The following is a 26,684-nucleotide window of genomic DNA, read 5'->3' as shown; positions in this document are numbered from 1 at the left end:
CGGGCCCGTCATAAGCGGACTTGCTCAGGCACGTTTTTACCAGCGGTCCCCCATAAAAACTCTATTTCATAATAATTTTTCAGGAGAACCCGCATGAGCGGTGCTACCACCCCTAACACGGAAGTCGCCATCCCCGAGTTCAAGCAGATCCTGGGACACCCCAGTCCGCTGTGGATGTTGTTCATGGCCGAATTCTGGGAACGCTTCGCGTTCTACGGCATTCGCTGGGCCCTGGTGCTGTACATCGTCACCCAGTTCTTCGGCGGCGACGCGGCCGGCCAAGCCTCGGCCAATCTGACCTACGGCTCCTACCTCGCGCTGGTGTATGCCGCCGCGTTGTTCGGCGGCTACGTGGCCGACCGTGTGCTCGGCTACCAGCGCTCGATCCTGGTCGGCGCCACCTTCATGGCGGCCGGCCTGTTCATGATCGCCATCCCCAACCGCGACCTGTTCAACCTCGGCCTGGCCACCATCATCGTCGGCAACGGCATGTTCAAACCGAACATCTCGACCATGGTGGGCAAACTGTATTCGCTGGCCGACACGCGCCGCGACTCCGGCTTCACCATCTTCTACATGGGCATCAACGTCGGTGGCTTCCTCGCGCCGATCTTCACCCAGCTGCTGGCCGAAGAGATCTTCGGCACCAGCGCCATGCCTTCGTACAAGATCGTCTTCATCTCGGCCGGCATCGGCATGCTGATCAGCCTGGTCTGGTTCGCCATCGGCCGCTCCGCGCTGAAAGGCATCGGCGCCCCCGCCCCCGAGGCGCAAAACCCGATGCGCATCGTCTACGTCGCCCTCGGCGCGCTGTGCGTGATCCCGGTGTTCTACTTCCTGCTGGCCGTCGGCGCGCAGAAGCTGCAAGGCGTGCTCAGCGTGCTGTTCATCGGCCTGGCCGTCATGCTGATGATCGAAGGCATCAAGAACGGCAAGGTCGCCCGCGACAAGGTCATCGCCATGCTGCTGATCTTCTTCTTCAACATCATGTTCTGGATGTTCTTCGAACAGGCCGGCAGCTCGTTCACCTTCCTGGCCGACAACATCGTCAACCGCGACCTGGGCTTCATGAACTTCCCGACCGCCTGGTTCCAGAGCGTCAACTCGATCGCCATCATCGCCTTCGCCCCCGTCGTCGCCGCCGTCTGGGTCATGCTGGGCAAGCGCAACGCCAACCCTTCGATCCCGCGCAAGTTCGGCATCGGCCTGATCGGCAACGCCATCGCCTTCGGCCTGCTGATGTTCGCCCTGTCGAGCCTGGTTGACGGCAACAACAAGATCCCGTTCTGGACCTTGTTCATGGTCTACGTGATCCAGTCGATCGGCGAGCTGTGCCTGTCGCCGATCGGCCTGTCGATGGTCACCAAACTGGCCCCTACCCGCCTGGTCGGCCTGGGCATGGGCGGCTGGTTCCTCTCCACCGGCATCGGCAACAACCTGTCGGGCATCTTCGCCTCCGTCGTCTCCGGCGAGACCGGCATGTCGGTGCAGTCGGCGCTGACCGGCTACACCTTCGGCTTCTACTCGCTGCTGGGCGCCGGCGTGCTGCTGTTCCTGATCGCCCCGCTGATCAATAAACTGATGCACGGCGTGAAGTAATCCTTCCAGCGTCAACGTAAAACGGCGGCCCGCGCGAGTGGGCCGCCGTTTTTTCGTTCCGGCATGGCGATTACATTAACGTTTCTCTCGACCATCTATTCCGGATAGGCTATTCTTGCCTCGGCTCGCCAGCGGCGCTGGGCGCGGCCGCCCCGAACGATCCCATCCCCTCACAGAAAGCGACGCCATGCGGACTCCAGGCACACTCCGGTTACTACTCAGTGCGACAACGGTTTTGCTGTTCAGTGCTTCGGTCGATGCCGCCCCGACGCCGCACGCCGATGCCGATGCCCGGACCGGCAAAGCCGTCGTCGAGTTCATCCGGAGTGAAATGCGGGAGCGCCACATTCCGGGACTGCAAATCGTCGTCGTCAAGAAGCAGAAGGTCGTGCTGTCGAAGGCGTTCGGCGTCGCCAGCCTCCAGTACGGCGTGCCAGTCACCGACGCCAGCGTGTTCTCGATCAACTCCGCCACCAAATCGTTCACCGGCGTGGCCGTCATGCAGCTGGTGGAACAGGGCAAGCTCGAGCTGCAGGCGCCGGCCGCGCACTACCTGCCCGACTTGCCGGCCGAATGGCAAGCCGTCACCGTGGCGCAGCTGCTCGCCCACACCTCCGGCCTTCCCGACATCCTGGACCAGCGCACCTCTGGTTTGATCGCGGGCAGCCCGGAAGCCTCCTGGAAAGCCGTGCAAAAGCTGCCGATGGAGTTCGCGCCCGGCCAGCGCTTCAGCTACAACCAGACCAACTATCTGCTGCTGGGAAAAATCATCGACCGGCTGAGCGGCGAGCCCTTCCTCCAGTTCATCCAGCGCAAGCAGTTCGACGCGGTCGGCATGCCGAACACCAGCTTTGGCGACAGCTTGGACATCATCAAGAACAAGGCCAACTCGTATCGTCTGGCGGGCGACGGCACAACGCTGAAGAACGTGATCGAAGACTTCACGCCGAGCATGCGCACCGGCGCCGGCATCAATAGCAGCGCACAAGAGCTGGCCAAATGGATCGTCGCCCTGCAACAAGGCCGTTTGCTCAAGCCCGCCAGCCTCGGCCAGCTGTGGCAGCCGTCGGTGTATTCGGATGGCAAGCCGGCGCCGTGGGCCATGGGCTGGCCGGCGATCCGTCGCGGCGAGCACCGCGCCGTGGCCGGCATCGGCGGTGGCCGTTCCGCGTTCTACGTCTACCCCGACGACGACCTGGCGATCATCATCCTGAGCAATCTGGCCGGCGGCCAACCGGAACAGTTGATCGACACGGTGGCCGGCTATTACGTGCCGGCGCTCAGGAAAATCAACGGCGGCGGCTACGCGCTGTACCGCCTGCGCGAACAGTTCGGCGCCGCCAGCTTCGACAATATCGACCAGAAACTGCGCCAGGTGACGGAAAAATACGCCGTTTCCGCGCCCAGCGACGGCGCCCTGAACGGCTGGGGCTATCGCCTGTTGGCCCAGCGCCAGACCAAGTCGGCCATCGCGGTGCTTGCCCTCGCGGCGCAACGCTATCCCGACAGCGCCAACGCGCACGACAGTCTGGCCGAGGCGTATGAAGCGGACTCGGCCAAAGAGCTGGCGATCCGACACTACCGTCGTTCCCTGGAACTCAACCCAGGGAATCAACAAGCGATAGACCGCTTGAAACTACTGGAGTAGATCGGTGGGCCGGTCCCTTGGCAGGCAGGCGCATGCGGGGATGAGCATGCAGCCGTTCGGTGACGATGATGATGGTGTTTTTTCGCCAATCCACGATGCAGCAAGTGTAATTATTCAAGCTCACTAGTAGGACGCAGCGCCGCGCCCCCCCCCCCCCCGTGAAAGGCGAAGCGGTAGGTGTTTCTTCCCGCTTTATTCGCCTCCCGGGCAGACGCTTACTTTTACTCGTGCTTGCCCATCTCGCTGGCAGCACAGCCGTAGTGATTTCGCAAGCGGAGCCAGCTGCAATGGCGGCGGGTGTTGTATTTTTATCATGTTCGCACTTTTTCTGGCTTTTTCTGGCAGCCTACGGCGGCGTTGGTCTAAGATGACGTCATCGGCAACGCCGGCCGGTGCGAACGGCGCGCATCATTCAGGAGATGCATCATGCGAAGCTATCTCGGTGTCCTCGCAGCAGGTCTGTGCGGCTGCTCCTTCCTCACGCCGCCCATTGAAAAACCTGTGATCGAAGATCACGCCGGCGTCCTCGGTACCTTCGCCACCGTGGCGGAGCGACGCATGGTGGTGACAAAGAAGAAGTACGAAGACAAGCACCCGGACAATCCCGGCTACAACTCGACTTTCTGCGCCGAGCCGCCGCCGGACAGCACCCAGAGCATCGCCAGCTCGCTGACAGCGGCGCTACGCGCGGACGCCTCGCGGGACAAGAGCAAGCAAGGCGTGAGCGCCGAAGCGGCGCGCGAACTGATCACGACGGCCAAATCGATGTTCACCCGCTCGCAGGGCGTGCAGCTGTTCCGGGACGGAGTCTACAACCTGTGCCAAGCCCACTTGAATTCCGCGATCGACCAGCCAAGCTACGAAAAGATGTTTTCCGAATTGCTCGGGGTAAGCGCGAAATTGATCGCGGACGAAATCGCCAAGAGTCCGAACGTCGACGTGGCCAAGGCGGTCAGCGCGGCCAAGGAAGCGCAAGACGCACAGGAACAAGCTGCGGCTTCGCTCATCACGCTGAAGACATTGAAGAACGAAGCCGAATCCGAACGCAGGACGGCGGATGCGGCGCGCAAGGTGGCCCAAGCCGCAAGCAAGGAAGCGCAGGATGCGGCGGATGAGAGACTGAAGGAAGTAGAACTGGCGGCCACCCGTGCGGAAGCCGCGGCCACCCGCGCCGAGGCAGCGGCGGGGTCTGCCAAATAGCCCGCCGGGTTGGCCGGGGCTCCCAGGCGAATAGGTTCAGGATCGCGTTCAGGCCCACGAAACTGAGCGCCACGGTGGGCTGTCTGTGCACTACGGGGCTTGGCGCGGAACGCCACGGACATGCCGGCGATGTCCATCATCTTCAGGTCATTGGCACCGCCGCCCATGACGATGGATTCGTGTTCAGATTGTGCTGCAGGGCCAGCCGCGCTACCAAGATCGCCGAATCGCATGCCTAGTGCGCCAGCTCCCGCTTGAACTCCAGCGGGTAGTTCGTGCTGCGCCGGCGCCTGCCGTATTCAACTCCACTCTCCATGATAGTCGACACCAATGTAGTCGGGCCTACTTTGCGACACGTGGTTTTCAGTGTCCAGACGGTGCAGGCTTTACGCTTTCGTTTATTGTCTCAGCCTTGAGCCAGCTAGATAGCCGCACTGATCGCCGCTCCGCATAGAAGGACTCTGTAGTTTCCACCCTCAAATAGGATCGGACAGCACTACGTGAGATACCGAGTCGTCTGGCAATTTCTCGAAATGGTATCTGGTCACGAAGGTGCCAGCGTCGAATAATTCCCAATAGCGCCACGTGATCACTCCGATCTCCTGCCGATGAGAAAGGTGGAATTGCGCCACCACCAACCACCCAGAAAGTAAAGTAAGTTTGTAACATAATAGCGGTATGAAATGCAAACGAACTTCTGACGGCCGCAAACTGGACCATCACACGCTCCAGGTCATGCGCCAACAAGCGATCAAAGCGGTGCGCGAAGGCCAGACGGCGGCGAGCGTGGCCGCCGCCTACGGCTTGAGTGTCACCACCATCTTCCGGTGGCTGGCCAAGTTTTCCGAAGGCGGCCAGAACGCCTTGCTCGCCAAGCCCATCCCGGGCCGACCGCCGAAGGTCAGTGCCGAGGAAATGCGGTGGATTGCGCAGGCCGTGAAGAACAAGACGCCGCAACAGTTCAAGTTCGAGTTTGGCCTGTGGACGCTGTCGCTGATGCGCGAATTGATCAACCGCCAGTTCGGTAAGTCCTTGTCGTTGGAGTCGGTCCGGCGCGTCATGAAGCTGCTGGGTTTTTCTGTGCAGAAGCCGCTGTATCAGGCCTGGCAGCAGGATCCGCTGCTGGTCCAGAAGTGGGAGGCCGAGACCTATCCGGCCATCAAGGCCGAAGCGAAGGCCGCCGGCGCCAACATCTACTTCGCCGACGAGGCCGGCATCCGTTCCGACTACCATACCGGCACCACCTGGGCACCGGTTGGCGAAACGCCGGTCGTCGAGGTGACCGGGCGCCGCTTCTCCTTCAACATGATTTCGGCGGTGAGCCCGCGCGGCGACTTTCGTTTCATGATTCATGAGGGCACCGTGGACGCGGCCGTGTTCAAGGAGTTTCTCAAGCGCTTGATGGTCGGAGCAAGCAAGCCCGTGTTCGTTGTCGTGGACGGCCACACCATTCACAAGGCCAAGCTCATGAGGCAATACGTCGATAGCCTCGACGGCGCACTCAAACTGTTCTACCTGCCGCCGTACTCGCCGCATCTCAATCCCGACGAGTAGGTATGGGTACACGTGAAGCGCCAGGTCAGCAAGCAATTCGTGCAAGACAAAGACGGGATGAAAAAACTCGCCCTCGGCGCCTTGCGCCGTAATCAGAAATTGCCGGCGATGGTCAAATCGTTCTTTCAGCAACAGGAATGCTGCTACGCCGCCTGAGTGCTTACTTTACTTTCTAGAAGGTTAGTAACGTGAGGCAAATTCCGTTGCAAATTTGTGGGAAGGCGGGTCAGATTCCAGTGCAATTTAACAGCCGCCATTCCTCCTGGCGCTCGCCATCGACCAGAAAGAATTGAGGCATAGGGCGCTCTTACGCCTCGCAGCGCAGAGACGCATTCACCGTAATATCGATCCATCCACGCTTCCGATCTGCGAAAGAGCCGTGGGGTCGCGCAGTGACCGTTGCCTTGAGAGATCGACTGTCAGGGGCCACGCTGACGGCATTCGATCCATTACTGTCGCTGTGGGGTTGAATAGATGTCGAGATAATTGTGCAGTTCGGTGGCGCCGAATACTCGCAGGACTGTTTCTGTTCCGGAGAGGACACACCTTGCCACTCGGCAGTCACGCTTAGACGACTGCACGCCACCACAGTAGGCGTTGTGACAACTAGCGTTCTTGGGAAAGGATTTTCCTTCTGCCATTGGATGAACTGGTCTGGAGTCGGGTTAGTGGCCATGAATGCATTGAATCGATCAGTGTACGAAGCTTGTTCTAGTGTGAACTTGTCCCTCGCTACTGCGAGGCAGCGAAGGTAGTCCCGAACAGTTGCCTCACGAGATGCTTTACCAACAAGATCGATGACACCCGGGTCAGTCTTGACGTCAATTTTCCCCAAAACCAGTTTCGAGTAGCTTGCGGAGGCGACCGAGATGTCCACCCCGAGCTTAGTGAAGACCGCTGATGGTGGCGCCACACAGCCGTAGAGATCGGGCGTCGGCGCTGGCATGGGCGGGTTCTCGGCGATTGCTTGCGGTGCCAGCAAGTAACGTATTGCTAACGCAGATACTATCAGCATAGTAGTACCGAACAGAATCTTCTTTTGATTGGCAGTCATTTCTCCCCCGTTAAAGGACATGTAAGAGATCTAACGTGAACGGTAACCAGCGCGCGTCAGAGATACAGGTGGACGCTTTTTTCAGCCTACTTTACCACGGCAAGTCACCCACGCGCTTGCACGCAACCCAAGGACAGAGGTCAAGATTGCAAGCGCGATTCAGGGCAGCTTAGGCTGACTACAGCACTTCCCCTGAGCCGGCAATGCGAACTGGCGGAAGTGCCGCGCGCGACGGTGTACCGGCGGCTCACCGCCAAGGTGCCGCAGGATGCGTCCCCGGAGACCTGCTGTCGCTCGGATTTCACTATTTGCAATATTGCAGTTCAAGTTTATGATTGCAGTACTGCTGCATTGCATGCGGCAACCCTCTTCTCTTTCTAGGACAAAACATGAAATTATTAGCATTTGCAGCAAGTAGCAGCCGTCAATCCATCAACAAGAAATTAGTGACGTACGCGGCTGGTTTGCTGGAAGGTGCTGATGTTGAGGTGCTCGATTTGAACGACTACGAAATGCCCTTGTTCAGCGTCGACCGCGAGGCCGATTCCGGCCATCCGGAGTTGGCCAAGGCCTTCCTGCAAAAGATCGCCGCAAGCGACGCCATCATCATCTCGTTCGCCGAGCACAACGGCTCCTACAGCGCGGCCTACAAGAACCTGTTTGACTGGTGCTCGCGTATCCAGCCCAAGGTGTTCCAGGACAAGCCGATGGTCCTCCTTGCCACCTCGCCGGGCGCGCGCGGCGGCGCCACCGTGTTGGCCGCCGCGACCGGCTCGGCACCGTTCTTCGCCGGCCGTGTCAAAGCGAGCCTGGCCATCCCGAGTTTCTATGAGAACTTCGATGTCGAACTAGGCGCTTTCAAGAATGATGAGTTGCAAGGCAAAGTCGCCCAGGCGGTAGGCATGTTGCAGCAACTCGATACCGCGCTCATTTAAGCGACGGCGCGCGCCAACAACCGGAGAGGAAGGCGAAGCAAAATGAAAACCATCGCATTGTTGTTGAGCGCGCTGCTGTTGAGCTGCGCAGCCCGCGCCGAACCGGCCAACCGGCTCGACCAGATCCTCGCGCGCGGCAGTGTGCGCGTGGCCATCACCAGCGACTACAAGCCGTTCAGCTACCGCGATCCGGCCGGCGGCGCCTACGAGGGCAGCGACGCGGAGCTGGCCGGCATGCTGGCCCGCTCGCTCGGCGTCAAGCTGGAATGGGTCGCCACCAGCTGGCCGACGCTGATGGACGATTTCGCCGACAACAAGTTCGACATCGCCGTGGGCGGCATCTCCATCAGCCTGGAGCGGCAGAAGCGGGCGCTGTTTTCCATCCCCTATCTGCGCGACGGCAAGACGCCGATCACCCGCTGCGAGAACCTGGCCCGCTTCCAAAGCCTGGAGCAGATCGACCGGCCCGAGGTGCGCCTGGTGGTCAATCCCGGCGGCACCAACGAGCGCTTTGCGCGCGCCAACGCCAGCCACGCGCGCCTCGCGGTGCACCCCGACAACGTGACGATCTTCGACGAGATCGTCGCCGGCCGCGCCGACTTGATGATCACCGACGCCGTCGAGGCCCGCCTGCAGCAGCGCCTGCGGCCGCAGCTGTGCGCCGTGCATCCGGAGGCACCCTTCGATTTTTCCGAGAAGGCCTTCCTGTTGCCGCGCGACGTGATATGGAAGGCATGGGTCGACCAGTGGCTGCACCAATCCATTGAAAACGGCAGTGTGCGCCGGGTGCAGGACAAGTGGCTGGCCTGGCCGTGGAGCAAGGGCGCGGCGCTGGCCGGCCCGGACGCGCTGTTGGCGCTGATGGACGAGCGTCTGGCGCTGATGCCCGACGTGGCGCGCTACAAATGGAACAGCCAGGCGGCCGTCGAGGATCTGCCACGCGAACGGCTCATCATCGCGGCGCTGGCGCGCCAGGCCGCCGAGGCCGGCGTGCCGGCAGCATGGGCGGAGAGCTTCTTCAAGGCGCAGATCGAGGCGGCGAAGACGGTGCAGCGCGACTTGTTCGAGCGCTGGCGGCAGCAGAAGGCTGGCCGCTTCGAGCAGGTGCCCGACCTGGCGCGCGAGCTGCGTCCGCGCCTGGACGCGCTCACGCCCCTGCTGCTCAAGGCCTTGACGCAGAACTGGGCCGCGCTCAGCGACCCGGCCCAGCGCGCGCAGTGGAGCGCCGCCGCGCAGGCGCGCCTGCCGGCGGCGGCTTGGGGCGCGGCTGCGGCGCAAGCCACGGCGCCGCTGACGGACGGCAGCGCCAGCGCCAGCGGACGTTGATGCCGCGAATTTAAGGCGCCAGCGGCTAGAAAACCACCCAACGGCAGAGAGCCAGGGTCAGACCCTCAGGGTCTGACCCTAGATTTTCGCCGGTGGTTTTTCTCAGCTTAGCTGCATCGCCACAGGACGCAAAAGCCTACTCCACCCAGGCGCGCGAACGCTCCACCGCGCGCGTCCACGCGTGCATGCGGCTCTGCCGCTCGTCCACGCTCATGTGCGGCTCGAAGCGGCGCTCCATGCGCCACTGCGCGCCGATCTCGTCGAGCGAGGCCCAAAAGTCCACCGCCAGCCCGGCCAGATAGGCCGCGCCCAGCGCCGTCGTCTCGGTGACCATCGGCCGCACCACCGGCACGTCGAGCAGGTCGGCCTGGAACTGCATCATCATGTCGTTGCGCGCCGCGCCGCCGTCGACGCGCAGCTCGGTCAGCGGCATGCCGGCGTCGCGCTGCATCGCCGCCAGCACGTCGACGTTTTGGCAGGCCACGCCTTCCAGCGCGGCGCGCGCCAGATGCGCCTTGGTGGTGCCGCGCGTGATGCCGACGATGGTGCCGCGCGCGTATGGGTCCCAATACGGCGCGCCCAGGCCGGCGAAGGCCGGCACGAAGACGGCGCCGCCGGCGTCCGGCACGCTGGAGGCCAGCGCCTCTACCTCGGAAGAGTCGCGGATGATGCCCAGGCCGTCGCGCAGCCACTGCACCGCCGCGCCGGCGACGAAGGCGCTGCCTTCGAGCAGATAGTCGGTGGCGTCGGCGCAGACGGCGCCGCCCCGGTTCAGGGTCCAGCCCACCGTCATCAACAGCTGGTTCTGCGAGGCGACCGGCTTGCGGCCGACGTTCATCAGCATGAAGCAACCGGTGCCGTAGGTGTTCTTGGCCATGCCGGGGCGCAGGCAGGCCTGGCCGAAGGTGGCGGCCTGCTGGTCGCCGGCGATGCCGGCGATGGGCAGCGGCGCGCCCAGCAGCTCGGCGTGGGTGTGCGCCGCCACGCCGCTGCTCGGCACGACGCGCGGCAGCAGCGAGGCGGGAATGCCGAGCAGCTCGAGCAGTTCCTCGTCCCACGCCAGCGTGTGGATGTTGAACAGCATGGTGCGGGCGGCGTTGCTGGTGTCGGTGATGTGGGCGCCGCTCATCTTGTAGATCAACCAGCTGTCGATGGTGCCGAAGGCCAGTTCGCCGCGCAGCGCCTTGTCGCGCGCGCCGGGCACATGGTCGAGCAGCCATGTCAGCTTGGTGGCGGAGAAGTAGGCGTCCAGCACCAGCCCGGTCTTCTGCTGGAATAGCGCGGCCTTGCCCTGCTCGCGCAGGCGGTCGCACAACGCGGCGTTGCGCCGGTCCTGCCAGACGATGGCGTTGGCGACCGGCTCGCCGCTGGCGCGGTCCCACAGCACGGTGGTCTCGCGCTGGTTGGTCACGCCGATGGCGGCGATGTCGGCCGCCGTCACATTATTCTCGCGCATCAGCTTGCGCATCACCTCCAGTTGCGACTGCCAGATCTCGTTGGCGTCGTGCTCGACCCAGCCCGGCTGCGGGAAGATCTGCGTGAACTCCTGCTGCTCGATCGCGTGCGGATGGCCCGCGTGGTCGAACAGAATGGCGCGCGAACTGGTCGTGCCCTGGTCGAGGGCGAGTATGTATTTGCTCATGGGCTCAGCTAAAAAATTGGTACTGCACGGTGTGGCGGGATGCCGGGGAAACCCAAGGGCAAAAATCGAGGGTCAGACCCTAGGGTCTGACCCTGGCTCCACACCGGTGGGTTTGCCGGCATCCCCGGCGCCTTGAAGTCCCGCCAAAAAAAATGCGGCATGCGCGCTGGCGCATGCCGCAGCAAGCTGGGAGCTCGGTACGGCTGCGGGCTAAGTTGGGCTTAGCGCACGCGGCCTTCCTTCCAGGCTTGCAGCAGCTTGTCGTAAGGGATAGTCTCGCCCTTCGGCTTCTCGTTGCCCAGCTTCTTCCACGGCGCGGCGCTGTCCGACAGGTACTTGTTCGGATCGCCCTTCGGATTCAGCTTGGGCGGGCAGTTCTTCATGCCGGCGCGCTCGAGACGCGACATCACGGTGTCCATTTCCTCGGCCAGCGTGTCCATCGCCACTTGCGGGGTCTTCTCGCCGGTGACGGCGGTGGCCACGTTCTTCCACCACAGCTGCGCCATCTTCGGATAGTCGGGCACGTTGTTGCCGGTCGGCGTCCACGCCACCCGGGCCGGGCTGCGGTAGAACTCGATCAGGCCGCCGTACTGGTCGGCGTGCTTGGTGAAGTAGTCGTGCTTGATGTCCGATTCGCGGATGAAGGTCAGGCCGGTGATCGATTTTTTCAGCGACACGGTCTTCGACGTCACGAACTGGGCGTACAGCCAGGCGGCGGCCTTGCGGTCGTCCGGGGTCGACTTGAAGAAGGTCCAGGAACCGACGTCCTGGTAGCCGTTCTGCATGCCGGGCTTCCAGTACGGGCCGTGCGGCGACGGCGCCATGCGCCACTTCGGTTTGCCGTCCTTGTCCACCACCGGCAGGCCCGGCTTGATCATGCCGGCGGTGAAGGCGGTGTACCAGAAGATCTGCTGCGCCACCTCGCCCTGGGCAGGCACCGGGCCGGCTTCGGAGAAGGTCATGCCGTTGGCGGCGGGCGGAGCGTACTTCTTCATCCAGTCGACGTACTTGGTCAGCGCGTAGACGGCGGCCGGCGAGTTGGTGGCGCCACCGCGCGCAACCGATGCGCCCACCGGCGTGCACTTGTCGGCGGCGACGCGGATGCCCCACTCGTCGACCGGTAGGCCGTTCGGGATGCCCTTGTCGGCGGCGCCGGCCATCGACAGCCAGGCGTCGGTGAAGCGCCAGCCCAGCGATGGATCTTTTTTGCCGTAGTCCATGTGGCCGAACACCTTCTTGCCGTCGATGTCCTTGATGTCGTTGGTGAAGAACTCGGCGATGTCCTCGTAGGCCGACCAGTTTTGTGGCACACCCAGGTCGTAGCCGTACTTGGCCTTGAATTTGGTTTGCAGGTCCTTGCGGGCGAACCAGTCGGCGCGGAACCAGTACAGGTTGGCGAACTGCTGGTCGGGCAGCTGGTACAGCTTGCCGTCCGGCGCGGTGGTGAAGCTGGTGCCGATGAAGTCCTTCAGGTCCAGGCCCGGATTGGTGTAGTCCTTGCCGTTGCCCTTCATGTAGTCGGACAGCGGCTCGATGGCGCCGTAGCGGAAGTGGGTGCCGATCAAATCGGAGTCGGAGATCCAGCCGTCGTAGATGCTTTTACCGGACTGCATGGAGGTTTGCAGCTTCTCGACGACGTCGCCTTCCTGGATGATGTCGTGCTTGACTTTGATGCCGGTGATTTCCTCGAAGGCCTTGGCCAGCGTTTTCGACTCGTAGACGTGGGTGTCGATGGTCTCGGAGACGACGCTGATTTCCTTGATGCCCTTCTTCTTCAGCTTCTCGGCGGCGTCGATGAACCACTTCATCTCTTCAAGCTGCTGCTTTTTGCTCAGGCTCGAAGGCTGGAACTCCTTGTCGACCCACGTCTCGGCCGATTTCATATCAGCCCAGGAAGCATTCGATACCAACATTGCCGCAGCCGCCAGGGCCGTCAATCTTAATTTCATCACTTATCTCCTTTTTATGACCTTCCGGGACCTGCTCGCCGGATAGAGGAAGGTTCCATCCCAGCTAAAACAACAACCTTAATTCATTTTTAATTTAGCGCTACCATATCATCCCCAGCGCATCACGATCAACAGCACAATGAAGCTGATGCCGGCGCCTATCATCTGCGTCACGTCGGTCAAGCCGGCCCAGGCCAGGTTGACGTAGGCGGCGCTCAGCAGGCCGATGAACAGGCGGTCGCCGCGCGTGGTCGGCATCGGCAAAAAGCCGCGCCGCTCAATGCTCGGCGAGCGCACCTGCCACAGCGACATGCCGACCAACATCAGCAGGATCGCCACGAAGAAGATCGCCACTTCCGGGGTCCACGCCATCCAGGCGAACAGGCTTTCGGTATTCGATTCCATAGTCTTTTCCCTTGTTTAAACGCGGCCCATGGCGAAGCCCTTGGCGATGTAGTGGCGCACGAACCAGATCACCAGCGCGCCCGGCACGATGGTCAGCACGCCGGCGGCGGCCAGCACGCCCCAGTCCATGCCGGCGGCCGAGACGGTGCGCGTCATGGTGGCGGCGATCGGCTTGGCGTTCACCGAGGTCAGGGTGCGCGCCAGCAGCAGCTCGACCCAGCTGAACATGAAGCAGAAGAAGGCCGTCACGCCGATGCCCGACTTGATCATCGGCAGGAAGATCCGCACGAAGAAGCGCGGGAAGCTGTAGCCGTCGATGTAGGCCGTCTCGTCGATCTCCTTCGGAATGCCGGACATGAAGCCCTCCAGAATCCACACCGCCAGCGGTACGTTGAACACCATGTGCGCCAACGCCACGGCCAGGTGGGTGTCCATCAGGCCGACGGTCGAGTAGAGCTGGAAGAACGGCAGCAGGAACACGGCCGGCGGCGTCATGCGGTTGGTCAGCAACCAGAAGAACAGGTGCTTGTCGCCCAAAAAATGGTAGCGCGAGAAGGCGTAGGCCGCCGGCAGCGCCACCGAGACCGAGAACACCATGTTCATGGCGACGTAGATCATCGAGTTGATGTAGCCGCTGTACCAGGCCGGGTCGGTGAAGATGACCTTGAAGTTGGCGAAGGTCAGGTTCTGCGGCCACAGGCCGAACACCCCGACGATCTCCTCGTTGGTCTTGAGCGACATGTTGAGCATCCAGTAGATCGGCAGCATCGACAGCAGCAGGAACAACACCAGCACCGGCGTTGTGATTCGTTTGTCCATCATTTGGCATCTCCCGTGCCGACACGCTGCATCCAGGTGTAGAGCACAAAACAGAACAGCAGGATGATCAGGAAGTAGATCAGCGAGAACGCCGAGGCCGGGCCGAGGTCGAAGGCGCCGACGGCTTTCTGCGTCAGGTACTGCGACAGGAAGGTGGTGGCGTTACCCGGTCCGCCGCCGGTCAGCACGAAGGGCTCGGTGTAGATCATGAAGCTGTCCATGAAGCGCAGCAGCACGGCGATCATCAACACGTTGCGCATCTTCGGCAGCTGGATGTAGCGGAACACGGCGAAGCGCGAGGCGCCGTCGATGCGGGCGGCCTGGTAGTAGGCGTCGGGAATGGCGCGCAGGCCGGCGTAGCAGAGCAGCACCACAAGCGGCGTCCAGTGCCAGATGTCCATCACCATCACGGTGAGCCAGGCGTCGGTCGAGTTGCCGTTGTAGTTGTAGTTGATGCCCAGGCTGTTGAGGGTGTAGCCCATCAAGCCGATGTCGCCCCGGCCGAAGATCTGCCAGATGGTGCCGACCACGTTGAACGGGATCAGCAGCGGCAGCGCGATCAGCACCAGCGCCAGCGAGGCGCGCCAGCCGTCGGCCGGCATGCACAGCGCGATCAAGATGCCGAGCGGGATCTGCACCGCCAGCACGGACAGCGAGAACACCAGTTGGCGCAGCAGCGCGCCGTGCAGGTCGGAGTCGCGCATCACGGTGCGGAACCATTCGGTGCCGACGAAGACCTTCTGCGTCGGGCTGAGGATGTCCTGCACCGAGTAGTTCACCACCGTCATCAGGGGCAGGATCGCCGAGAAGGCGACGCACAGGAGCACCGGCAGGATCAGCCACCAGGCGCGGTTGTTATACGATTTCATTAAGCCACCCGTTTATCGTTGACGTAGTAGAGAGTGCGCTCCTGCGGGAAGCGCAGCCAGGCTTGGGCGCCGACCACCGCGTCGCAGACGCGCAGCTTGGCGGCGACGCTGTTGGCGCCAACCCGGAACTCGGCCAGGTAGTGGGTGCCCATATTGCGCACCGCGACCACCGTGGCGGCCACCGTGTCCGGCTGCTGACCGGCGGCCAGCTCGACGAACTCGGGACGGATGCCCAGTGTGATCTTTCCAGTTACACCGGCCAGCGCGGCCTTGGCGGCGGCCGACAGCGGCACGTCGTTGGCGTCGATGCGGGCCAGGCCGTCGTGCACCGTGCAGTCGAGCAGGTTCATGCCGGGGTTGCCGATGAAGTAGCCGACGAAGGTGTGCTCGGGTTCCTCGAACAGCGCCTGCGCGCTGCCGGTTTGCACCACCTCGCCCTGGGTCATCACCACCACCTGGTCGGCGAAGGTCAGCGCCTCCACCTGGTCGTGGGTGACGTAGATCAGCGACAGCTTGAGCTCGTGGTGAATCTCTTTCAGTTTGCGGCGCAGCAGCCACTTCAGGTGCGGGTCGATGACGGTCAGCGGCTCGTCGAACAGCACGGCGGCGACGTCGGGACGCACCAGGCCACGGCCCAGCGAAATCTTCTGCTTGGCGTCGACCGACAGGCCGGAGGCGCGCATCTTCAAGTCGTGCGACAGCTCCAGCATCTCGGCCACCTGCTCGACGCGCTTGCGCGTCTCCTGCTCCTTCCAGCCACGGTTACGCAGCGGGAAAGCCAGGTTGTCGTACACCGTCATGGTGTCGTAGATGACCGGGAACTGGAACACCTGGGCGATGTTGCGCGCCTCGGTGGGAAGTTGCGTGACGTCGCGGCCGTCGAACAGCACGCGACCGTGCGAGGGCTTGACCAGGCCGGAGATGATGTTGAGCAGCGTGGTCTTGCCGCAGCCGGACGGGCCCAGCAGCGCGTAGGCGCCGCCGTCGTCCCAGGTCTTGGTCATAGGCCGCAGCGCGTAGTCGGTCGGTGCCGACGGATTCGGTTTGTAGGCATGCGCCAGATCGATCAGTTCAATGCGGGCCATGCTTATGCTCCGAAGGATGGTTGCGTCGGCGCGAACAGCAAGGCGCCGGCGGCACTAAAGACAAACAGCGACTCGGGCTGGCAATACATATTGCAGACCATGCCCAGTTCCAGGTTGTGCACGCCGGTCAGCTGGGCCACCAGGTTGATGGTGCCGCGACGGGCGTGGACATAGGTTTCCGAACCGCTGATCTCGGCCAGGTCGACCTGCGCCTCGATGGCGAAGTCGGCCGCCGAGTGGGCGTGCATAAACAGGCTGTGGGCGCGCAAGCCCAGCACCACCTCGCCGTGGCCGGCGGCCGCTTGCAGCTGGGCGGCGCTGAGCGGAATGGTCAGGCCGGCGCCCAGCTGGGCGCGGCCTTCGGCGTCTATGCGCGCCGGCATCAGGTTGATCGGCGGGTCGCTGAAGGTGCGCGCGGTCTGGATCGAGTTGGGCGCGTTGAACACGTCCAGCGTCGGGCCTTGTTGCAGCAGGCGTCCCTCGTGCAGCACCACGGTGTGGCCGCCCAGTTGCAGCGCCTCGAGCGGCTCGGTGGTGGCGTACACCACCGTCGTGCGGCCGTCCGAGAACAGCTCGGTCAGTTCGCGGCGCAGTTCCTCGCGCAGCTTGTAGTCCAGGTTGACCAACGGCTCGTCGAGCAGCAGCAGGTCGGCCTGCTTGATCAGCGCGCGGGCCAGCGCGGTGCGCTGTTGCTGGCCGCCGGAAAGCTCGGCCGGGGTGCGCTGCAAATACGGCGTGATGTGCAGGCGCTCGGCCAGGTCGAGCACGCGGACGCGGATCTCGGCCTCCGGCACCTTGCGCAGGCGCAGCGGCGAGGCGATGTTGTCGAACACCGTGAAGGCCGGGTAGTTGATGAACTGCTGATACACCATCGCTAGGTTGCGCTTGCTGACCGACACGCCGGTCACGTCGCGCCCATCCACCAGCACATGGCCGGAAGTCGGTTTGTCCAGTCCGGCCATGACCCGCATCAGCGAGGTCTTGCCGGCCTTGGTGGTCCCGAGCAGCACGTTGATGGTGCCGGGCACCAGCTCCAGCGACATCGGGTATAGGTGGTCTTCAGCGCCATACTTCTTGCTGATCTTATCCAGTACAAGTTGCACTCTTGTCTCCTCAATTTACTACTGTTTTTTGCTGCTGTTTTATTTACCGCGTGCGCCCGCGCCGCCATGTGCCAGCATGGCCGCGCGGACGTTTGAAAATTAGTTCGGGTGCGCCGCCAGCCACTCGCCCAGGCGCTGTTCCGCGCCGGCGCCCAGATGCAGGCCCAGTTTCGAGCGCCGCCACAGGATGTCCTTGGCGCCGCGCGCCCATTCGTGCTTGCGCAGGTAGTCCACCTCGGCCTGGTACAGATTGTCGAGGATCTGCTCGCCCATGTCGGACAGCATATTGCGCCCGTCCAGCAGCGTGTGGATGCGGGTGCCGTAGGCGCGCGCGTAGCGCCTCACCAGTTTCGGCGGCAGCCAGTGGTAGCGCGTTTGCAGGCCGTTCACCCAGCCGTCAAACTCCAGCACGGCGCGGTTCTGCGGCTCGGCGCCGAACAAATCGCCGCCGGGCAGGCAGGCTTGCTCAGTCCAGGCGCCGCTTTTCGTGTTCAAGTCCTTGGCGATCAGGTCGACGGCCTCCTCGGCCAGCTTGCGGAAGGTGGTGATCTTGCCGCCGAAGACACTGAGCAGCGGCGCGCCGCCCTGGTCCACCTCGAAGCGGTAGTCGCGCGTGACGGCCTTGGCGTCGGCCGCCTCGTCCTCCACCAACGGCCGCACGCCGGAATAGGTCCACACCACGTCGGCCGGCTTGATTGGATTGGTGAAGTAGTAGCTGGCCAGCTCGCACAGGTAGTCGATCTCCGTCTGGTCGATGGCCACCTTGTTGGTGTCGCCCTTGTAGTCAAGGTCGGTGGTGCCGATCAGCGTGAAGTCCTGCTCGTAGGGGATGGCGAAGACGATGCGGCCGTCCGGATTTTGGAAGATGTAGGCGTTGTCGTGCTCGAAGATGCGCTTGACGACGATGTGGCTGCCCTTGATCAGGCGCAGCTGCTTGCCGCCGCCCTGCGGCAGCGCACCGTTCAGGAAGTCGGCCGTCCACGGGCCGGCGGCGTTGACCAGATAGCGCGCGTTGACCTGGATCTGCTGGCCGTCCGGCGCGCCGGCGGATGGCGCCTGGCGCAGCGTGGCCTGCCAACTATCCGCCAGGCGGTTGACCGAGGTGCAGGCGGTCTGGGTCAGGATGGTGGCGCCCTTCTCGGCCGCGTCCATCGCGTTGAGCACCACCAGGCGGGCGTCGTCGACCCAGCCGTCGGAGTAGATGAAGCCGCGCGTGAAGCCGTGCTTGAGCGGCTTGCCGGCGACGTGGCTGCGCATGTCGATGCTCGACGAGCCGGGCAGGATCTCGCGCTTGGCCAGGAAGTCGTAGAGGAACAGGCCGGCGCGGATCAGCAGCGCCGGGCGCTGGCCCTTATCGTGCGGCATGATGAAGCGCAGCGGCCACATGATGTGCGGCGCCGAGCGCAGCAGCACCTCGCGCTCGATCAGCGCCTTGCGCACCAGGTTGAATTCGTAGTATTCCAGATAGCGCAGGCCGCCGTGGATCAGCTTGGTCGAAGCCGACGAGGTGTGCGCCGCCAGATCGTCCTTCTCGCACAGCACCACGGACAGGCCGCGTCCCGCCGCGTCGCGCGCGATGCCGGCGCCGTTGATGCCGCCACCCACCACCAAGACATCGCAGTCGATTTTTTGTTGCGCCTGTGCCATCGCTTCTCCGCTTCAAGCCGTGAAATTTGCCCAGCGCGTGCATAGGGGCTATGCATGGCGCGCTACTCTGGTTAAGATACAGACAATAAGATACGACAAAATACGAATCTGTAGCAACAAATTTCTATAACAATTTGTTCGTTTGTTTTCGTTTCACGGCACTTCCAACAAAATCGATCAGAAAATGATACTCAATCCACGTCAGCGAAGATTACTCGAAGCAGTCAGGCAGAAGGTCACCATGTCGGTGGAAGAGCTGGCCCAGCAGTTGGGCGTGACCCCGCAGACGGTGCGCCGCGACGTCAAGCACATGGAGGAGGAGAAGCTGTTGGCGCGCTACCACGGCGGCGTCGGCCTGCCCTCCTCGGTCGAGAACATCGACTACAGCCAGCGCCAGACCCTCAACAGCGACGCCAAGCGCGCCATCGCCAAGGCGGTGGCCGAGCATGTGCCGCACGGCTGCTCGCTGCTCATCAACATCGGCACCACCACCGAGGAAGTGGCGCGCGCGCTGGCCTACCACAAGGGCCTGCACGTGGTGACCAACAACCTGAACGTGGCCGCCATCCTGGCCGACAACAACGAGTGCGAGGTGATCGTCGCCGGCGGCGTGGTGCGCGGACGCGACCGCGGCATCGTCGGCGAGGCCACCATCGACTTCATCCGCCAGTTCAAGGTGGACATCGGCATCATCGGCATCTCCAGCATCGACGAGGACGGCAGCCTGCGCGACTTCGACGCGCGCGAGGTCAAGGTGGCGCAGACCATCATCGAGCAGTCGCGCGAGGTATGGCTGGTGGCCGACCAGGACAAGTTCTTCCGCAAGGCGCTGGTGCGCCTGGCCCACCTGTCGCAGATCGACATCCTGTTCACCGACGCGCCGCCGCCGGCCGCGCTGGCCAGCCTGCTGCGCGAGGCCAAAGTCAAGGTGGTAGTGGGCAAGCTCTAGACGGGCGGCACGGTTTTTTGCTTGGTCTATAATTCGCCCACCTAGCCACCGTGAGAGTTCTCTTTGACCGCTTCCTCCAACTTGTTCAGCCGCCGCAATGTCGTGCGCGGCGTGATTGTGGCCGCCGCCGGCGCGGCGATCGTCGGTGCCGGCCTGCTCGGCTACCTGCTGTTGTATGTGGCGCCCAAGCTGCCCGCGCTCGACGCCGTCACCGACTACCGCCCCAAGATCCCGCTGCGCATCTACACCGCCGACAAGGTCTTGATCGGCGAATTCGGCGAGGAGCACCGCGACTTCGTGCCCATCAAGGACATGCCGGACATGATGAAGAAGGCCCTGCTGGCCATCGAGGACACGCGCTTCTACGAGCACGGCGGCATCGACTGGATCCGCGCCATGGGCGCCGCCAAGTCCAACCTGGCCGGCGGCTTCCGCCAGGGCGGCTCGACCATCACCATGCAGGTGGCGCGCAACTTCTTCCTGACCCGCGAGAAGGTCATCGGCCGCAAGCTCAACGAGGTCATGCTGGCCTATAAGATCGAGGCGGCGCTGAGCAAGGACCAGATCCTCGAGCTGTACATGAACCAGATCTACCTGGGCCAGCGCTCGTTCGGCTTCGGCAGCGCGGCGCAGACCTACTTCGGCAAGTCGATCAAGGACTTGAGCATCGCCGAAACGGCCATGCTGGCCGGCCTGCCGCAGAACCCGGCGCGGCACAACCCGGCGGTCAACCCGAAGCGGGCGCGCGAGCGCCAGCACACGGTGCTCAAGCGCCTGCATGAGCTCAACTACATCAGCGACGCCCAGTACGAACAGGCGCTGCACGAGCCGCTGCGCGTCAACAACCGTGGCCAGGAGTTCGACACCCACGCCGAATACGTCGCCGAGCTGGCGCGCCAGGTGGTGTTCGCCCAGTTCAAGGAGGACAGCTACACCAAGGGCATCAGCGTCTACACCACCATCCTCAAGGCCGACCAGGACGCCGCCTACGAGTCGGTGCGGCGCAACGTGCTGGCCTACGACCAGCGCCACGGCTATCGCGGCCCCGAGGCCTTCATCACCCTGCCGGCCGACGCCGCGCTGCGCGACGACGCCATCGAGGAGGCGCTGCAGAAGCGTCCCGGCAGCGACCGTTTGATTCCGGCCGTGGTGCTGGAGGCCGGCACGCGCGCCGTGCGCGTCGAAACACTGGCCGGCGAGGAGATCGAGATCAGCGGCGAGGGCCTGCGCCTGGCCGCGCCGGCGCTGTCGGCCAACGCCAAGGACGCCATCCGCCTGCGTCCCGGCGCGATCATCCGCGTCACGCGCGGCGAGAAGAGTATGTGGGCCATCAGCCAGGTGCCGCAGGTGGCGGCCGCCTTCGTCTCGATCGACGCCAACACCGGCGCCTACCACGCGCTGGTCGGCGGCTTCGACTACAACCAGCAAAAATTCAACCACGTGACCCAGGCCTGGCGCCAACCGGGTTCCTCGATGAAACCGTTCATCTACTCGTCGGCGCTGGAGAAGGGCTTCTCGCCCGGCACCCTGATCAACGACGTGCCGCTCGAACTGACCGGCGCCGACACCGGCAACGAAGCCTGGAAGCCGCAGAACGATGACGGCGTGTACGACGGCCCGATCAGCATGCGCACGGCGCTGGCCAAGTCGAAGAACGTCGCCTCGGTGCGCATCCTGCGTTCGGTCGGCGTGCCGTTCGCCCACAACTACCTGGGCAAGTTCGGCTTCGACCCGGCCAAGCAGCCGAAGAACCTGACGCTGACCCTGGGCACCGGCGCGGTGACGCCGCTGCAATTGGCCGGCGCCTACGCGGTGTTCGCCAACGGCGGCTACCAGGTCGAGCCCTACCTGATCGCCCGCATCGTCGACGGCAACGGCGCCGTCATCTCCGAGGCCAAGCCGGCGGCGGCGCTGGCCGAGAGCGCCCGCGTCATCGACCCGCGCAACGCCTTCGTCACCGACAGCATGCTGCGCGAGGTGGTCCGCAGCGGCACCGGCGCGGCGGCGTCCAAGCTGGGCCGCAGCGACCTCGCCGGCAAGACCGGCACCACCAACGACGCCGTCGACGGCTGGTTCTCCGGCTACGGCGGCGGCATCGTCGCCGTGTCGTGGATGGGCTACGACGATCCGAAGTCGCTCGGCGGGCGCGAGTTCGGCGCCACCGTGGCCATGCCGATCTGGATCGACTACATGCGCGTGGCGCTGCAGAAGCGTCCGGCGCAGGAACGGCCGGTGCCGGACGGCCTGGTGCAGGTCAACGGCGAGTGGCTGTACGAGGAGTTCACCGGCGACGCGGCGGTGCATTCGCTCGACATGGGCGACGCGGCGCCGCTGCCGCCCGCAGCCGCCGAGCCGGTGACCAACTAGGCCGGCGTTATAGCCACCCTACCCCGCAATGCGGCCGAGAGGGGTCAGACCCCGCATGGGGTCTGACCCCAGCGTCCTGGCTTGGGGGTAACACTCAATCAGGCCCGCACGCCGTGCTGCTGTTAGCCGCGCACGAAGCGCACCGTGCTGTCGGTGAAATCGCCGATCATTTCGACCATTGCAAAGGCAGCAGCCGCAACCTGGTGCGTTTGACATCCACGGTGAGCAACGCGCCCTCTTCCAGTTCTTCCGCCATCTGCCGCAAGGCAGCTATGACCTGTACGCCAATCAGGTTCGGGCTGACATCGTCAGCGCGAATTTGCACTACGCTTGGCTTCTTACCCTGTGTGGCGGCCAGAATCGTGCCGAAGTCCAGATCGTGAGTGAGAACCACGTAATTGTTTGTGTTGGCGTAAGCCATGATTTCCGAGTCTGGCGAGTTGCTAGCACCCAGCGATGACCAATGTGCGGCCACAATTCCCGCATCGTTCAACACGCCGATCCAGCGTGGAGACAGATTCATATCGACCAGCAGTTTCATGCAATGGTCGGCATGACCTCACGTTCTTCGGCTCGCCATGCGGCGTAGCGAAGCGCCTGCATGATGTCCTCGCGCTCCAGATAAGGATAGTCGGCAAGAACTTCGTCGATGCTACGGCCGGCACCGATCTGGCCGACTACCATACCGACCGTCACGCGCATCCCACGGATGCACGCTTTGCCGCCCATCACTTCGGCCTGCTGGGTGATGCGATCCAGTTGTTCCATGTCGGACCCCTTATCGAAACTCACTTCAACAGTAGTGGATTGAGAATGGAATTTCAAGAACCATTTGTGAAAACGCACGAGCCATGAATTGACGTGTCCCACTTGCGCGAGGACGACGGAGCCAGCTCAGGCGGCGGAGTGGCCCAGATAGCCGCGCACGAAGCGCACCGTGCTGTCGGCAAAGTCGTCGGGGCTGATTTTGGCGGCGCGGTACTTCCAGCGCTTGACGTACCAGTCCTGGAACAGGGCCAGGCAATGCGCCGCCAGCAGCGTGGCGTCGCCGGCCGGGCGCGGCGCGATCTGTTCGATGGTGGCGGCGACCACCGTTTGCACGTACAGCTCGGACTCCTTGGCCACCTGGCGCTGCTCGGCCGCCAGCACGCGAGAATCCATGTAGACGAAGTAGAACCACGGCTGCAGGATCTCCGACAGGTAGATCGAGGCCCGTATCATCCCCTCCAGCCGGTCCAGCGCGCTGTCGACCCCGGCGAACATGCGCGGGATTTCGGTGGTGGCGTGGCGCACCACCTGCTCGATCATCTCGGCCAGCTGGTCCTTGCCGTCGATATAGCCATACAAGCCACCCATCGAGATGCCCGTCTCGCGGCTCAGGTCGCGCAGCGTCATGGCGCGGAAACCGACGTCGTTGGCCAGGCGGAAGGTGGCGTTGAAGATTTTCTCGAGGTTTTCCAGCGCCGGCTTGCGGCGCTTGACGCCGATGCGCTCGGCATAGCGGTCGAGTAGATAGGCCCAGATGTTGGCGCCGTCGAGCGGCGTCATCTGTTGGAAGCGTTGGAAGTCGAATTGGGCCGGCAAGGTCATCCCGAAGATTGAATTTCGGAACAATTATATCTCAGGAAAACAACTGATTCGGGCCGAATGCAAATTCCGCCCGCGCTTTGCCACGTGCGCCATGTGCGGCGGGAAAAGCGGTGCTACATTTCGAAAACCGAGCAGTTGCTCGTTTTACTTCCGGCACAGACCGGGAGGAAACAGGCGTTGCCGGCACGGACTATTCGTCCATTTTCAGCTATCTCATTTCAATACCCATTGGAGACAAAAATGAAGAAACGCTTCTGGAAACTGCTGTCCCTGCTATTGATCGCCGCCTGCGCCCTGCCCGCGCCGTCCTGGGCCGCCGGCTACACGCAAACCAAGTATCCGATCGTGCTGGTGCATGGCCTGTTCGGCTTCGACAACATCGGCCCCGTCGACTACTTCTACGGCATCGCCTCCGGCCTGCGCGACGGCGGCGCCAAGGTCTATGTCACCCAGGTGTCGGCCGCCAACAGCACCGAGGTGCGCGGCGAGCAACTGCTGACCCAGGTCAAGCAGATCCTGGCCGCAACCGGCGCCGCCAAAGTCAACCTGGTCGGCCACAGCCACGGCGGCCCGACCGCCCGCTACGTCGCCTCGGTGCGGCCCGACCTGGTGGCCTCGGTCAGCAGCGTGGGCGGCGTCAACAAGGGCTCCAAGGTGGCCGACGTGCTGATCGGCGCCGTGCCGGGCGCCAGCTACAGCCTGGTCAACGCCGTCTCCGGCTTCATCAGCTTCCTGTCGGGCAGCCCGACGCTGCCGCAGAACTCGCGCGCCGCCGCCGTCTCGCTGAGCACGGCCGGCACCGCCGCCTTCAACGCCGCCCACCCCGAGGGCCTGCCAACCACCGCCTGCGGCGAGGGCGCCCACCAGGCGCGCGGCGTGTACTACTTCTCCTGGAGCGGCGCCAAGCCCTACACCAACGTGCTCGACGTCAGCGACCCGGTGCTGGCCCTGACCGCCATCGCCTTCAACGGCGCCAAGAACGACGGCCTGGTGGCCAGCTGCTCGAGCCACCTGGGCCGGGTGATCCGCGACGACTACGCGCTCAACCACCTCGACGAGGTCAACCAGCTGGTCGGCATCACCAACCTGTTCGAGACCAATCCGGTGACCATCTTCCGCCAGCAGGCCAACCGCCTGCAGGGCCTGGGACTGTAAGGAGAGGCGCATGAACACGAACGCGACACTGCTGCGGCTGGGCGCGCTGGCGATACTGCTGGCGGCGCTGTACTTCGCCTTCTTCAAACCGGAGGCGGCGGCGCCGGTCAAAGAGCGCGCCGATCCCAACTATTTCGCGTTCGTGCGCTCGATGGAGGGCACCCGGCCCGACGGCGAGCTGCGCCAGGACGGCGCCGACCAGCTGGTGGTCGACGCCGAACTGGGCCGTCTGTTCGACTACTATCTGGCCGGCTTGGGCGAGAAGGACCTGAACGCCATCAAGGCCGAGATCGAGCGCGAGCTGGAGCGCCGCCTCAAGCCGGCCGCTGCGGCGACGGCCAAGCGCCTGCTCGACAACTACCTCAAATACAAGGGCGCGCTGGCGGTGCTGGAGCGCGGCCTGCCGGCCACCAACGATCTGGCCAAGGGCGCGCGGCAGCGCCTGGCCGCCATGCAGCAGTTGCGCCACAGTTATTTCAGCGCGCAGGAGATCGACGGCCTGTTCGGCGCCAGCGACGCCTACGACAACGACGCCATCGCCCGCCTGGAAATCAACAGCGACGCCACGCTGACGGCCGAGCAACGCAAGGCCAGGCTGGACGCGCTGGACGCGCGCATGCCGGCGGCGCTGCGCGCCGAGCGCGACGCGCCCAGCCAGGTGCTGCGCTTGGAGGACTCGGTGCGCCAATTGCGCGCCCAGGGCGGTGGCGACAACGAGGTGTACCGCCTACGCGCGGCGGCTTTCTCGCCAGAGGCGGCGGCGCGCCTGGCCGAGGTCGACCGCGAGGAGGCAGACTGGCAGCGCCGCATCGGCGCCTACCAGGCGCAGCGCAAGGACGTGCTGGGCGGGGGCGGCACCGGCGCACCGAACGAGCGGACCGAGGCGCAATTGCAGCAGCTGCGCGACGCCAACTTCAGTGCCGAGGAGCAGCGCCGGCTGGGCGCCTATGAGTGAACACGACTGGCTCGTCGTTATGCGGGCTAGGATGAATGACGCGCAATAAAGAACATCGCGCCGACCAAGGAGCCGGTCATCACCATCATCATGCCCATGATGCGCAAGGTGAGCTTCATCATCGCTTCCTGCAGATCTGCCTTGGTAGCGTAGTTGTCACGGATGTAGGCGATGTCGTGCCTGAGCATTTCCATATCGGCCTGCGTTTTGATATCGCTGAGTTCAAGCCTGCGCGTGGTTTCCTGTAGCACATGTACATCCCTCTGCAGCCTATCGAAACCTGCATTCATGTCGGAGCGCAACGTGCTCAAGTTCGCCTCGAAGAGATTGAGCCTGGATTCCATGTATTTATAATAGGCCCGCTTATCCAGGTCCGCAATCGGTGGTTCGTCGTCGGGTTGGCTGCTGGGGACTGGATTTTCGATACTGCTCGGCATACCGTACTCCGGCGCTTGGCTGGCGCGGCTGCTGTGAGCCGCTAGTGGACGTAGCGGGCGATGAAGTAGACGGCGCCGGTTACGGCAACAATAACGCCCGTCATGAATTGAATGATTTTCCACGTCTGTTCATTGATCGCCTTGTGGAACTCCGTCCTGAGTTCCGCAAGGTTTTCTTTGGTCGCGTAGTTTGAACGAATGACGGCCACGTCCGCTTCAATGGCAGTGAGCCGTCCTTCCAATCTGTCGAGGCGAGCTTCCATCTTTCCAGCATAGTCGGCGCGCGTCTGGTTCGCAATGCTCGATTCACCATTGTCCGTCAGCATGATCGCTCCTTGGCTTCCGCCTGGAGAATCAGGTTAACACGCCGGCGCGCGCACTGTTTGACGACGCCCA

Annotated in this window: 23 protein-coding genes and 3 pseudogenes; 11 read left to right on the top strand and 15 right to left on the bottom strand. The window is 63.5% G+C overall.

Annotated elements, in window-relative coordinates; all coding sequences use genetic code 11:
* The first annotated feature begins 93 nt into the window (after positions 1-93).
* The 3 genes from BM252_RS16825 (at position 94) to BM252_RS30220 (ending at position 4,447) form a co-directional block, all read left to right on the top strand.
* Complete coding sequence (locus BM252_RS16825) at positions 94-1,599, top strand: peptide MFS transporter (RefSeq protein ID WP_093388821.1); 1,506 nt, start codon at positions 94-96, stop codon at positions 1,597-1,599.
* Positions 1,600-1,786: 187 nt separating this feature from the next.
* Entirely contained in the window at positions 1,787-3,247 is a 1,461-nt protein-coding gene (locus BM252_RS16820) for a serine hydrolase domain-containing protein (RefSeq protein ID WP_093388820.1), read from the top strand.
* Between the two features lie 426 nt (positions 3,248-3,673).
* Complete coding sequence (locus BM252_RS30220) at positions 3,674-4,447, top strand: hypothetical protein (RefSeq protein WP_139236549.1); 774 nt, start codon at positions 3,674-3,676, stop codon at positions 4,445-4,447.
* Positions 4,448-4,475: 28 nt separating this feature from the next.
* On the opposite strand, the pseudogene BM252_RS31710 reads toward BM252_RS30220, so the two are convergent.
* Positions 4,476-4,626, bottom strand: a pseudogene (locus tag BM252_RS31710) (phosphoserine phosphatase SerB); the annotation flags it as partial.
* A 499-nt stretch (positions 4,627-5,125) separates the two neighbouring features.
* Between BM252_RS31710 and BM252_RS16805 the strand changes: the two are divergent.
* Positions 5,126-6,157: pseudogene (locus BM252_RS16805) on the top strand (IS630 family transposase).
* A gap of 151 nt (positions 6,158-6,308) precedes the next feature.
* Here BM252_RS16805 and BM252_RS30210 read toward each other — a convergent pair.
* Positions 6,309-7,055, bottom strand: a complete 747-nt coding sequence (locus BM252_RS30210; protein WP_139236547.1) for a hypothetical protein — start codon at positions 7,053-7,055, stop codon at positions 6,309-6,311.
* Positions 7,056-7,444: 389 nt separating this feature from the next.
* Between BM252_RS30210 and BM252_RS16800 the strand changes: the two genes are divergently transcribed.
* The 3 genes and pseudogenes from BM252_RS16800 (at position 7,445) to aroQ (ending at position 9,316) form a co-directional block, all read left to right on the top strand.
* Positions 7,445-7,990 carry an NADPH-dependent FMN reductase gene (locus BM252_RS16800; protein WP_093388818.1) on the top strand — a complete coding sequence of 182 codons (546 nt, stop codon included), beginning with the start codon at positions 7,445-7,447 and terminating at the stop codon, positions 7,988-7,990.
* Positions 7,991-8,032: 42 nt separating this feature from the next.
* Positions 8,033-8,821 (top strand): annotated as a pseudogene (locus BM252_RS32135) (transporter substrate-binding domain-containing protein); the annotation flags it as partial.
* 21 nt (positions 8,822-8,842) lie between these two features.
* A complete protein-coding gene (gene aroQ / locus BM252_RS32130; RefSeq protein ID WP_342742521.1) occupies positions 8,843-9,316 on the top strand; it encodes a gamma subclass chorismate mutase AroQ in 474 nt (157 codons plus the stop codon).
* A 136-nt stretch (positions 9,317-9,452) separates the two neighbouring features.
* Here the strand turns inward: aroQ and glpK are convergent, their stop codons facing one another.
* The 8 genes from glpK to glpD form a co-directional block, all read right to left on the bottom strand.
* Complete coding sequence (gene glpK / locus BM252_RS16790; protein WP_093388816.1) at positions 9,453-10,958, bottom strand: glycerol kinase GlpK; 1,506 nt, start codon at positions 10,956-10,958, stop codon at positions 9,453-9,455.
* A 221-nt stretch (positions 10,959-11,179) separates the two neighbouring features.
* Entirely contained in the window at positions 11,180-12,907 is a 1,728-nt protein-coding gene (locus tag BM252_RS16785) for an ABC transporter substrate-binding protein (protein ID WP_093388815.1), read from the bottom strand.
* Between the two features lie 108 nt (positions 12,908-13,015).
* Entirely contained in the window at positions 13,016-13,291 is a 276-nt protein-coding gene (locus BM252_RS16780) for a DUF2160 domain-containing protein (RefSeq protein ID WP_217429923.1), read from the bottom strand.
* Positions 13,292-13,327: 36 nt separating this feature from the next.
* Complete coding sequence (locus BM252_RS16775) at positions 13,328-14,134, bottom strand: carbohydrate ABC transporter permease (protein WP_093388813.1); 807 nt, start codon at positions 14,132-14,134, stop codon at positions 13,328-13,330.
* Positions 14,131-15,000, bottom strand: coding sequence for a carbohydrate ABC transporter permease (locus BM252_RS16770; protein WP_093388812.1), 870 nt, complete (start codon positions 14,998-15,000; stop codon positions 14,131-14,133). Before BM252_RS16770 ends, BM252_RS16775 begins: the two co-directional genes overlap by 4 nt.
* The gene (locus BM252_RS16765; protein ID WP_093388811.1) at positions 15,000-16,085 is read right to left on the bottom strand and encodes an ABC transporter ATP-binding protein; all 1,086 of its coding nucleotides are present in this window, start codon (positions 16,083-16,085) and stop codon (positions 15,000-15,002) included. The genes BM252_RS16770 and BM252_RS16765 overlap by 1 nt, the downstream gene beginning before the upstream one ends.
* Positions 16,086-16,087: 2 nt before the next feature.
* Positions 16,088-17,188 (bottom strand): ABC transporter ATP-binding protein, encoded by a 1,101-nt coding sequence (locus BM252_RS16760; protein WP_093388810.1) that lies wholly within the window; start codon positions 17,186-17,188, stop codon positions 16,088-16,090.
* Between the two features lie 99 nt (positions 17,189-17,287).
* The gene (gene glpD / locus BM252_RS16755) at positions 17,288-18,835 is read right to left on the bottom strand and encodes a glycerol-3-phosphate dehydrogenase (RefSeq protein ID WP_093388809.1); all 1,548 of its coding nucleotides are present in this window, start codon (positions 18,833-18,835) and stop codon (positions 17,288-17,290) included.
* Between the two features lie 184 nt (positions 18,836-19,019).
* Between glpD and BM252_RS16750 the strand changes: the two genes are divergently transcribed.
* Complete coding sequence (locus BM252_RS16750) at positions 19,020-19,784, top strand: DeoR/GlpR family DNA-binding transcription regulator (protein ID WP_174900560.1); 765 nt, start codon at positions 19,020-19,022, stop codon at positions 19,782-19,784.
* A gap of 63 nt (positions 19,785-19,847) precedes the next feature.
* Entirely contained in the window at positions 19,848-22,151 is a 2,304-nt protein-coding gene (locus tag BM252_RS16745) for a penicillin-binding protein 1A (RefSeq protein ID WP_093388808.1), read from the top strand.
* Between the two features lie 166 nt (positions 22,152-22,317).
* On the opposite strand, the gene BM252_RS16740 is transcribed toward BM252_RS16745, so the two are convergent.
* The 3 genes from BM252_RS16740 to BM252_RS16730 form a co-directional block, all read right to left on the bottom strand.
* Positions 22,318-22,692, bottom strand: coding sequence for a DUF5615 family PIN-like protein (locus tag BM252_RS16740; protein WP_093388807.1), 375 nt, complete (start codon positions 22,690-22,692; stop codon positions 22,318-22,320).
* Entirely contained in the window at positions 22,689-22,919 is a 231-nt protein-coding gene (locus BM252_RS16735; RefSeq protein ID WP_093388841.1) for a DUF433 domain-containing protein, read from the bottom strand. Before BM252_RS16735 ends, BM252_RS16740 begins: the two co-directional genes overlap by 4 nt.
* Before the next feature lie 126 nt (positions 22,920-23,045).
* Positions 23,046-23,735: a TetR/AcrR family transcriptional regulator gene (locus tag BM252_RS16730; protein ID WP_245774301.1), complete on the bottom strand. Its 690-nt coding sequence runs from the start codon at positions 23,733-23,735 to the stop codon at positions 23,046-23,048.
* 246 nt (positions 23,736-23,981) lie between these two features.
* Between BM252_RS16730 and BM252_RS16725 the strand changes: the two genes are divergently transcribed.
* Together BM252_RS16725 and BM252_RS16720 are read left to right on the top strand one after the other, a co-directional pair.
* Entirely contained in the window at positions 23,982-24,896 is a 915-nt protein-coding gene (locus BM252_RS16725; protein WP_093388806.1) for a lipase family alpha/beta hydrolase, read from the top strand.
* Positions 24,897-24,906: 10 nt separating this feature from the next.
* Complete coding sequence (locus tag BM252_RS16720) at positions 24,907-25,851, top strand: lipase secretion chaperone (RefSeq protein ID WP_093388805.1); 945 nt, start codon at positions 24,907-24,909, stop codon at positions 25,849-25,851.
* Between the two features lie 26 nt (positions 25,852-25,877).
* Here the strand turns inward: BM252_RS16720 and BM252_RS16715 are convergent, their stop codons facing one another.
* A complete protein-coding gene (locus tag BM252_RS16715) occupies positions 25,878-26,288 on the bottom strand; it encodes a hypothetical protein (RefSeq protein WP_093388804.1) in 411 nt (136 codons plus the stop codon).
* A gap of 41 nt (positions 26,289-26,329) precedes the next feature.
* On the bottom strand, positions 26,330-26,614 hold the full coding sequence (locus BM252_RS31075) for a hypothetical protein (RefSeq protein ID WP_093388803.1): 285 nt from the start codon (positions 26,612-26,614) through the stop codon (positions 26,330-26,332).
* Positions 26,615-26,684: the final 70 nt, after the last annotated feature.

This window comes from Rugamonas rubra (genome assembly GCF_900114705.1).
Lineage (GTDB): Bacteria > Pseudomonadota > Gammaproteobacteria > Burkholderiales > Burkholderiaceae_D > Rugamonas > Rugamonas rubra.
The sequence above is the reverse complement of the archived record's forward strand: the minus strand, read 5'-3'. Positions and strand labels throughout refer to the sequence as shown.